The 8,914-nt window shown below is 56.9% G+C and carries 9 protein-coding genes and 1 other RNA gene; 6 read left to right on the top strand and 4 right to left on the bottom strand.

Going from position 1 to position 8,914, the window contains the following annotated elements:
* Positions 1-38 precede the first annotated feature (38 nt).
* Both C1Y42_RS18860 and C1Y42_RS18855 read left to right on the top strand, forming a co-directional pair.
* Positions 39-175: non-coding RNA, RtT sRNA (locus C1Y42_RS18860), on the top strand.
* Between the two features lie 716 nt (positions 176-891).
* Positions 892-1,248, top strand: coding sequence for a FlxA-like family protein (locus tag C1Y42_RS18855; RefSeq protein WP_104094128.1), 357 nt, complete (start codon positions 892-894; stop codon positions 1,246-1,248).
* On the opposite strand, the gene C1Y42_RS18850 is transcribed toward C1Y42_RS18855, so the two are convergent.
* Positions 1,245-2,165, bottom strand: coding sequence for a LysR family transcriptional regulator (locus tag C1Y42_RS18850; protein ID WP_021508089.1), 921 nt, complete (start codon positions 2,163-2,165; stop codon positions 1,245-1,247). The genes C1Y42_RS18855 and C1Y42_RS18850 overlap by 4 nt on opposite strands.
* A 101-nt stretch (positions 2,166-2,266) precedes the next feature.
* On the opposite strand from C1Y42_RS18850, the gene C1Y42_RS18845 reads away from it, so the two are divergent.
* Positions 2,267-3,268, top strand: coding sequence for a bile acid:sodium symporter family protein (locus C1Y42_RS18845; RefSeq protein WP_021508088.1), 1,002 nt, complete (start codon positions 2,267-2,269; stop codon positions 3,266-3,268).
* Between the two features lie 31 nt (positions 3,269-3,299).
* Here C1Y42_RS18845 and C1Y42_RS18840 read toward each other — a convergent pair whose 3' ends face one another.
* The 3 genes from C1Y42_RS18840 to zipA all read right to left on the bottom strand — a co-directional run bounded on the left by C1Y42_RS18840 (position 3,300) and on the right by zipA (position 6,594).
* Complete coding sequence (locus tag C1Y42_RS18840; RefSeq protein WP_021508087.1) at positions 3,300-3,518, bottom strand: DUF3820 family protein; 219 nt, start codon at positions 3,516-3,518, stop codon at positions 3,300-3,302.
* Position 3,519: 1 nt separating this feature from the next.
* Entirely contained in the window at positions 3,520-5,538 is a 2,019-nt protein-coding gene (ligA, locus tag C1Y42_RS18835) for an NAD-dependent DNA ligase LigA (protein ID WP_104094127.1), read from the bottom strand.
* Positions 5,539-5,610: 72 nt separating this feature from the next.
* The gene (zipA, locus tag C1Y42_RS18830) at positions 5,611-6,594 is read right to left on the bottom strand and encodes a cell division protein ZipA (RefSeq protein ID WP_058775693.1); all 984 of its coding nucleotides are present in this window, start codon (positions 6,592-6,594) and stop codon (positions 5,611-5,613) included.
* Between the two features lie 217 nt (positions 6,595-6,811).
* Here zipA and cysZ point away from each other — a divergent pair, with 217 nt between their 5' ends.
* From cysZ to C1Y42_RS18815, 3 genes are all read left to right on the top strand, one after another.
* Complete coding sequence (gene cysZ, locus C1Y42_RS18825; RefSeq protein ID WP_104094126.1) at positions 6,812-7,573, top strand: sulfate transporter CysZ; 762 nt, start codon at positions 6,812-6,814, stop codon at positions 7,571-7,573.
* Between the two features lie 140 nt (positions 7,574-7,713).
* Positions 7,714-8,685 (top strand): cysteine synthase A, encoded by a 972-nt coding sequence (gene cysK / locus C1Y42_RS18820; protein ID WP_058770809.1) that lies wholly within the window; start codon positions 7,714-7,716, stop codon positions 8,683-8,685.
* A 16-nt stretch (positions 8,686-8,701) separates the two neighbouring features.
* On the top strand, positions 8,702-8,896 hold the full coding sequence (locus C1Y42_RS18815) for a hypothetical protein (protein ID WP_021508082.1): 195 nt from the start codon (positions 8,702-8,704) through the stop codon (positions 8,894-8,896).
* Positions 8,897-8,914 lie beyond the last annotated feature (18 nt).

Below are 8,914 nucleotides of genomic sequence, written 5' to 3'. Positions count from 1 at the left end.
GAAAAGAGCGCCCTCAGGGCGCTTTTTTCGTTTCTGTGCGCCGATGCTGAACGTGCAGGATGAGAACCTGCTGCAGGTTCGACTGAATCGCCGGGAGCGATTCAGGCTGATGCGCCAGCATCACCCGCAGGGCGAGGCCCCGGATGGGCCGAGACATATCCTGCACGACCCACCAAATTCAGAAAAGAGCGCCCTCAGGGCGCTTTTTTCGTTTCTTCACGTTCCCCCCAGGCTGCCAGTTAAGCTGAAACTGCATTCAACCAAAGTTGCACATTTGGTAGCGGCGCAATTTATTGCGCGATGAATCGCGCCGCTACGAATAGTGTGCGACTTGCGATTGCCATATCTGACCGCTCTTACGTTCTCAGGGCGCCTTTTTTCGTTTCTTCATATCCCACTTCCCAGGCTGCCAGTTAAGCTGCAACTGCGTTCAACCACGTTTGCACATGTTGTAGCGGCGCAATTTATTGCGCGATGAATCGCGCCGCTACAAATGGTGTGCGATTTGCGGTTGCCTTACCTGGTTGCCCTTACGCCCACCGGGCGCTTTTTTCGTTTCTTCACATCCCACTTCCCAAACTGTCAGTTAAGCTGCAACTGCATTCAACCACGGTTGCACGTTTGGTAGCGCCGCAATTTATTGCGCGATGAATCGCGCCGCTACGAATAGTGTGCGACTTGCGGTTGCCATGTCTGACCGCTCTTACATTCTCAGGGCGCTTTTTCGCTTCAGCTGTGAAGAAAGAACCCGCTCAGCCTGAGGCCGTGCCCGCTCTATCCCCTTCCGCCCTCGTTCCTGACGAAACCTTTTCGCAAATTTAACACCTCTCACCCTCAAGCCGCAGCGGCTGCGTTCCGATAACGAAAGGGCACATTTGCAAGGAGAACGTTATGACCACCATTTCGATCAATACCAATATTGGCAGCAGCAGTACTTCCGGCTCCGGAAGCGCATCCGGCAGTAGCGATAGCGCTTCGAAAATCGCCAGCCTGACTAAACAAATCGCCAGCCTGAACGATGAACTGAAAGACATCGCGAAGGACAAAAGCCTGACTGAGAAGCAAAGAAAGGATAAGCAGGAGACGATTAACGCGCAGATTCAGCTGCTGCAAGCGCAAATCCAGCAGTTGCAGAAGCAGGAAAAGGAGAAAGCGGAGCAGAAGCAGGAGAAACAGGAGGTTACTGCAGTGAAAGCGGATGGCATCAACCGCCCAACCGACAGCAACCAACTTGACGTTTATGTTTAAAACGCCGGATTAAGCGCGCGATCCTGCGTCAGCAGCGCCGCCTGCTGACGCACTTCCTGCCAGATAGCCTCCGCTGCCGGGGTGAGTGACCGGTTTTTGCGTTTGATCAGCATCAGGCTGCGATTGATCTCCGGATAGAGCCGGCGCACCGTCAGCTTACGACCAGACGGCAGCGGCAGCGCCAGTGCCGGTAAGATACTGATGCCAATGCCCGCTTCCACCATCGGATAAAGCGTGGCCGGATGGCCAATCTCCTGCACCACCTGCACGTTCAGCGCCAGCCGCTGCAATGCGGCATCGACCAGCAAACGGCTGCCCGACGCGTAATCCTGCAGCACCATAGCGCGACCAGCCAGCATTGACCACTGGGCCTGCGGCACCTGCGCCAGCGCATCATCCTGATGACACAACAGTAAAAACGGCTCCTGCAGAATCTCCTCGCTATCGAAATCCGCATCCTGCAGCGGACCGATGACGATGCCAAAATCGACTTCCGCATTGCGCACGCTCTGCAATACCCACTGCTGCACGCGATCGTGCAGAATCACCCGAATGTCGGGGTAGCGTAGCTGGCTGCTGGCCAGACATTGCGGCATCAGATGCGCCGAGGGCGTCTGGCTGGCCGCCACGCGCACCGTGCCGCTGCGCTGCTCGCCATAGCTGCGCACATCAAGCAGTGTGGTATTGAGCTCCTCCAGCAGTCGTTCCAGCCGCGTTGCCAGTTGCTGTCCGGCTTCGCTTAGTAACACCTCGCGCGTGGTGCGATCCAGCAGCCGTACGCCCATCTCCGCTTCCAGCTCTTTAATACTGTGACTGACCGCCGACTGGCTCAGCCCAATCGCCTGCCCTGCCTGGCTGAAACTGCCGTGCTGCGCCACCGCCACAAAGGTGCGCAGCTGTCGTAAGGTGTAATTCATCGATTACGCTCATAGATTAATGCAATAAATCAATTTTATTTCTAAACGCGTCTGACGCACAATCAGCAGCATCATTTATTACATTTAACCGGATTGTAACAATGGGCTTTTTACGACTTGACCCGATGATGGTCAAACTCATCATCACCGTGCTGCTGGCCAGCTTCTTCCCGGCCAAAGGCGGGTTTGTCGATTTCTTCGAATACCTGACCACCGCGGCCATCGCCCTGCTGTTCTTCATGCACGGTGCCAAACTGTCGCGCGAGAAGATCATCGCCGGCAGCAGCCACTGGCGGCTGCATCTGTGGATTATGTGCAGTACCTTCGTGATTTTCCCGATCCTTGGCCTGCTGCTGGTGTGGTGGCATCCGGTCAACGTCGGCGCGGAGATCTACACCGGTTTCCTCTACCTGTGTATCCTGCCGGCGACGGTGCAGTCCGCGATTGCTTTCACCTCCATGGCGGGCGGTAACGTTGCCGCGGCGGTGTGTGCCGCCTCCGCCTCCAGTCTGCTGGGCGTCTTTATTTCGCCGCTGCTGGTTAACTTAGTGATGAATGTGCACAGCGATGCACCGGGCAATGGTCTGGAGCAGATTGGTAAAATCATGCTGCAGCTGCTGGTGCCCTTTGTGCTGGGCCACCTGGCACGCCGCTGGATTGGTGGCTGGGTGGAGAAGCATCGCAGCCTGATTGGCAAAACCGATCAAACCTCGATTCTGCTGGTGGTCTATTCGGCGTTCAGTGAAGCGGTGGTTAACGGCATCTGGCATCGCGTCGGCGTTGATACCCTGCTGTGGATTCTGGCTGGCAGCCTGCTGATTCTGTTCGTCGCACTGGCCATCAACCTTGGCGCTTCCCGGCTGTTTGGCTTTAGCCGTGCGGATGAGATTGTGGTGCTGTTTTGCGGCTCGAAAAAGAGCCTGGCAAACGGTGTACCGATGGCTAATATTCTGTTCCCGGCCAGCGCAGTGGGGATTATTGTCCTGCCGCTGATGATCTTCCATCAGGTCCAGCTGATGGTGTGCTCGTTCATTGCCCAGCGCTATAAAGCCGGCAATGAGAAGAAGCTGGCGAAGCAACAGATAGAAGCGCAGAAGTCATAAAACATCAGGCCCGCAATTGCGGGCCTGTCACTTATTCACTGCGCTTGAGCGGTTTAACTAAGCCCTGTAAGCCTTCGATTTTGATCGCCAGCGTCAGCTGCATCAGCTCACCCAGTTTGCCGGCGGGAAACTCATTTTTACGCGCAAACCACAGCAGATACTCTTCCGGCACATCGATCAGCATCCGTCCTTTGTATTTGCCAAACGGCATCGCGGTATTGGCAATCTCAACCAGCTGCTGCTTATCCATCTCAGGCGCCCAGTAAGCGAATCATTTCGGCTTCATCGATCACCGCAATCCCCAGCTCCTGCGCTTTTGCCAGCTTGGAACCGGCGGCCTCACCGGCGATCAGCAGATCGGTTTTTTTCGATACGCTGCCGCTGACTTTGGCTCCCAGCGCCGTCAGCCGCGCTTTGGCATCGTCACGGTTCATCTGCGATAGCGAGCCAGTCAGTACCACGGTTTTTCCGGCGAACGGGCTGTCGATATCTTCGGCTTTGACCACCACCACCGCCGGCCAGTGCACGCCCACCTCCTCCGTCAGCTGGCGGATCACTTCACGGTTGCTCTCCTCTTCCATGAAGTTGCGCACGTGCGCTGCCACCACTTTGCCGACGTCCTGTACCGCGATCAGCGCATCGAGATCGGCGTTCATGACCTTTTCCAGCTCGCCAAAGTGGTTCGCCAGGTTGGCCGCCGTCGCCTCGCCCACTTCGCGGATGCCGAGCGCATACAGGAAGCGCGGCAGCGTGGTGAATTTGGCTTTTTCCAGCGCGTCCACCACGTTTTGCGCCGATTTCGGCCCCATGCGGTCCAGTCCGGTCAGCTTGCCGGCGGTGAGACGGAACAGGTCGGCCGGGGTTTTGACGTACTCTTTTTCCACCAGCTGGTCGATGATTTTATCGCCCATGCCGTCCACGTCCATCGCACGGCGTGAGACAAAGTGCTTCAGTGCCTCTTTGCGCTGCGCGCCGCAAATCAGCCCGCCGGTACAGCGCGTTACGGCTTCGCCTTCCACACGCTCTACGTCAGAGCCGCACACCGGACAGTGGCTGGGAAACACAATCTCGCGCGCATCCGCCGGACGCTCAGATTCCACCACGTTGACCACCTGCGGAATCACGTCACCGGCGCGACGAATCACCACTTTGTCACCGATACGCAGCCCCAGCCGGGCGATTTCATCGGCGTTGTGCAACGTCGCATTACTGACTATCACGCCCGCGACCTGCACCGGTTCGAGGCGCGCCACCGGCGTAATCGCCCCGGTACGTCCGACCTGAAACTCGACGTCGCGCACCACCGTCATCTGCTCCTGCGCCGGGAACTTGAATGCCACCGCCCAGCGCGGTGCGCGCGCCACAAAGCCCAGCTGCTCCTGCAGCGCCTGCGAGTCGACTTTGATCACCACGCCGTCAATATCAAAGCCGAGTGACGGACGGTCCTGCTCAACCTGACGATAAAACGCCAGCACTTCATCCGCGGTGTGCACCAGGCGAATCCGATCGCTGACCGGTAATCCCCAGGCCTTAAACTGTTGCAGACGCTGCCAGTGGCTGGCAGGCATTTCGCCGCCCTCCAGCAGGCCAAAACCGTAGCAGAAGAAGGTCAGCGGACGTTTCGCGGTGATACGCGGATCGAGCTGGCGCAGCGAGCCGGCTGCCGCATTACGCGGGTTGGCGAACACTTTGCCGCCGGTGCGTCGCGCTTCCTCATTCAGCTTCTCAAAGCCGCTTTCGGTCATGAATACTTCGCCGCGCACTTCTACCCGCGCCGGAATATTGTCGCCGTGCAGGCGCAGCGGAATGGCGTGAATGGTGCGCACGTTCGCCGTAATGTTTTCACCGGTGGTGCCATCGCCGCGCGTGGCGGCACGCACCAGCAGGCCGTTTTCATACAGTAAACTCACTGCCAGACCATCCAGCTTCAGCTCGCAGCAATAGGTGAGATCGTCAGTGCTTTTCAGGCGATCCTGCACGCGCTTATTGAAGGCAAGAAATCCGGCTTCATCAAAGGTGTTATCGAGCGACAGCATCGGCACTTCGTGGCGCACCTGTTCAAAGGTGGCAAGCGGTGCCGCGCCCACGCGCTGGGTAGGAGAATCCGGGGTGATTAAATCGGGATGCGCGCTCTCCAGCTCACGCAGTTCGCGCATCAATCGGTCATATTCTGCATCCGGGATTTCCGGCGTATCCATCACGTGATAGAGGTATTCGTGGTGGCGTAACGTGGTGCGCAGCGCGGTGATCTGCTCCTGAACCGATGTCATATTCTCTCGTCCGATAAAAAACCCCCGGCAAGCGGGGGTTATTTAGTTAAAGGGTGATACTGCTGGCGGCGCTTAGCCAATAACCTCGCGGATGCGTGCTTTGTAGGTTTCCAGCTTTTGTGGTGTCATCATGCGACGCTCATCATCCAGCACCACGCCACCGACATCATCGGCGATGCGCTGTGCCGATTGCAGCATCAGCTTAAAGTTCTGATTGGCGTCACCGTAGGACGGCACCATCATAAAGATTGAGACGCCCGGCGTGGTGAAATCGCCCATTTCATCCGGATTGAACGAACCCGGTTTGACCATGTTTGCCAGGCTGAACAGCACCGGACCGCTGCCGGCCGGGCTGAGATGGCGATGGAAAATGTTCATTTCACCAAACTGGAAGCCAGCCTGCAGAATGCCCTGCAGTAGCGCTTCACCGTTCAGTGCGCCACCGGCATGCGCGGCAACGTGCAACACCAGCACCGCTTCTTTTTTACTGCCCGGCGCAGCGGGCTGCGGTTGCGGTGCAGCTTCCTGCACAGGCGCAGGTTCAGGTTGTTTAACCTCAGGCTCGGCGGCGGTAAACTCCGGAGCCGGCTGGGTGGCGGACAGCGGTTCATTATCCAGCAGCGGATCGGCCTGAATCGGTTGTGGCTGCGGCACGGGCTGCGCTACCGGCGCCTGCGGTTGTGGCGCAGGTGCAGGCTGACGTACCGGCTCATCGTCCAGCAGCGGATCGCCGCTTAACGGCGTTTCCTGCCGTGGGAACGGCTGACGCACCGGTTCCGGCGCACGCGGAGCAGCAGGTTTGGTGACCGGCGCATCGAACTGCGGCTCGTCTTCGGCATCACGCTGACGACGCACGCGTACTTCGCCGACGCCATCGTCTTCGCTGTTCAGCAGATCATCGTCATCCGCTTCTTCACGCTGTTTCAGACGTTTGTGCGGGCGATCGCGAAACACGGAAGAGCGCTCTTTACGGCTGGTCCACAGTCCGTGAAGAAGCAGCGCTATTATGGCGATCGCGCCAACAACGATTAATATCAGACGCAAATCCTGCATCATTGTATTCTCTGTTGTTCCAATACCTTGCCACCACGGCAAACTTTATCCTCTAACTGTATTTGCCCAGCTACACAAGTGCAAGTCTGTGCAGTATTTTCTGACAAATAAGATAGCTGCCCCACGCTTTTTTGCTGTTTTTTCGCGCAAAGTGCGCCTGTCACCGATAAAAAGCCAGGTTATGATGTTGGCGCCGCTACATAAAGGAGAAAGGCTCGCTATGCCCGCTGAGAATTCGGTCTCATCCATGAATGGTATTCATTATTTTGCCCAGGGCTGGAAACTGGTGCGTCTGCCCGGTATCCGCCGCTACGTCATCATCCCGCTGCTGGTGAACATTGTGCTGCTGGGCGGTGCGTTTATCTGGCTGTTTCAGCGCCTCGGCCAGTGGATTCCACAGCTGATGTCGCACGTGCCGGACTGGCTGCAGTGGCTGAGCTATCTGCTGTGGCCGCTGGCGGTGATTTCGATTGTGCTGGTATTCAGCTATTTCTTCTCCACCATCGCCAACTGGATTGCCGCGCCGTTTTGCGGCCTGCTGGCGGAGCAGCTGGAAGGGCGTCTGACCGGAAAACCCCTGCCGGACAGTGGCTGGCTCGGCATGCTGAAAGACATCCCGCGCATCATGAAGCGCGAGTTACAGAAGCTCGGCTACTATTTGCCGCGCGCGCTGGGCCTGCTGCTGCTCTATTTTATCCCCGGCTTTGGCCAGACCGTGGCGCCGGTGTTGTGGTTTCTGTTTAGCGCCTGGATGCTATCGATACAGTATTGCGACTATCCGTTCGACAACCACAAAGTCAGTTTTCCTCAGATGCGTAACGCGCTGCGTCAGCATAAAACCGCCAATATGCAGTTTGGCGCGCTGGTCAGTCTGTTCACCATGATTCCGATCCTCAATCTCGCCATCATGCCGGTCGCGGTATGTGGCGCGACCGCCATGTGGGTCGATCGCTACCGCAGCCAGCATGCGCGTCATCTATAATGCATCAAAAAGCCTTATGCATTTTTGCATCAGGCTTATGGTCGCAGGCTATATAGATATACGATTTCTTTCCTTCCGCCGGGGGTCAGAACAGGTATGCTCTGAGGGTTCCCAATATTTCATACAGTTAAGGACGGGCTATGAGTAAGATCTATGAAGACAACTCTCTGACAATTGGTCATACGCCGCTGGTTCGACTGAACCGCATCGGTAATGGACGCATTCTGGCGAAGGTCGAGTCGCGTAACCCGAGCTTCAGCGTTAAATGCCGTATCGGTGCCAATATGATTTGGGACGCAGAAAAACGCGGTATTCTGAAACCGGGCGTTGAGCTGGTAGAGCCAACCAGCGGCAACACCGGCATTGCGCTGGCCTATGTCGCCGCTGCGCGCGGCTACAAGCTGACGCTGACCATGCCTGAGACCATGTCGATTGAACGCCGCAAGCTGCTGAAAGCGCTGGGCGCCAATCTGGTGCTGACCGAAGGGCCAAAAGGCATGAAGGGCGCCATCGCCAGGGCAGAAGAGATTGTTGCCAGCGATCCGGACAAATATGTGCTGCTGCAGCAATTCAGCAACCCGGCCAACCCGGAAATTCACGAAAAGACCACTGGCCCGGAGATCTGGGAAGACACTGACGGCGCCGTAGACGTTTTCATTGCCGGCGTGGGCACCGGCGGTACGCTGACGGGCGTGAGCCGCTACATCAAGAACACCAAAGGCAAGCAGGATTTGATCACCGTGGCCGTTGAGCCTACAGATTCCCCGGTCATCGCGCAGGCGCTGGCGGGAGAAGAGATCAAACCGGGCCCGCACAAGATTCAGGGCATCGGTGCCGGTTTTATTCCGGGCAACCTTGACCTGAAACTGATTGACCGCGTGGTGGCCATCACCAATGAAGAAGCGATCAGCACCGCGCGTCAGCTGATGGAAGAGGAAGGCATTCTGGCCGGTATCTCTTCCGGTGCAGCGGTGGCGGCTGCCCTTAAGCTGCAGGAAGATGAAGCCTTCGCCAATAAAAACATCGTGGTGATTCTGCCCTCTTCCGGCGAACGCTATCTCAGTACCGCACTGTTTGCCGATCTGTTCACCGAAAAAGAGCTGCAACAGTAAACGCCAGAGTCTGAAAATGATGAAAAAAGCACCCAAATGGGTGCTTTTTTGTGGCGCAGATCTCACTTTTACCACCGGGCAGATTGATTTCAGTGATGCGGCTCTGGTATTTAAGCAGCCAATTATTTCGGTGCCTGAAATTAATCTGCCTTTGAAGTGGATCAAGCTGAATCGATTTACTGATTTGGTGAAACGGCGAATCACGGCATAATCAGCAGAGTGACGTATT

The organism is Pantoea sp. ICBG 985, assembly GCF_002928365.1.
Lineage (GTDB): Bacteria > Pseudomonadota > Gammaproteobacteria > Enterobacterales > Enterobacteriaceae > Pantoea > Pantoea dispersa.
The sequence above is the reverse complement of the archived record's forward strand: the minus strand, read 5'-3'. Positions and strand labels throughout refer to the sequence as shown.

What these genes read in the sequence shown, in the direction of transcription:
- C1Y42_RS18855 (WP_104094128.1), top strand. Translation starts at nt 892, where the DNA reads ATGACCACCATTTCGATCAATACCAATATTGGCAGCAGCAGTACTTCC.
- C1Y42_RS18850 (WP_021508089.1), bottom strand. Translation starts at nt 2,165, where the DNA reads ATGAATTACACCTTACGACAGCTGCGCACCTTTGTGGCGGTGGCGCAG.
- C1Y42_RS18845 (WP_021508088.1), top strand. Translation starts at nt 2,267, where the DNA reads ATGGGCTTTTTACGACTTGACCCGATGATGGTCAAACTCATCATCACC.
- C1Y42_RS18840 (WP_021508087.1), bottom strand. Translation starts at nt 3,518, where the DNA reads ATGGATAAGCAGCAGCTGGTTGAGATTGCCAATACCGCGATGCCGTTT.
- ligA (WP_104094127.1), bottom strand. Translation starts at nt 5,538, where the DNA reads ATGACATCGGTTCAGGAGCAGATCACCGCGCTGCGCACCACGTTACGC.
- zipA (WP_058775693.1), bottom strand. Translation starts at nt 6,594, where the DNA reads ATGATGCAGGATTTGCGTCTGATATTAATCGTTGTTGGCGCGATCGCC.
- cysZ (WP_104094126.1), top strand. Translation starts at nt 6,812, where the DNA reads ATGCCCGCTGAGAATTCGGTCTCATCCATGAATGGTATTCATTATTTT.
- cysK (WP_058770809.1), top strand. Translation starts at nt 7,714, where the DNA reads ATGAGTAAGATCTATGAAGACAACTCTCTGACAATTGGTCATACGCCG.
- C1Y42_RS18815 (WP_021508082.1), top strand. Translation starts at nt 8,702, where the DNA reads ATGATGAAAAAAGCACCCAAATGGGTGCTTTTTTGTGGCGCAGATCTC.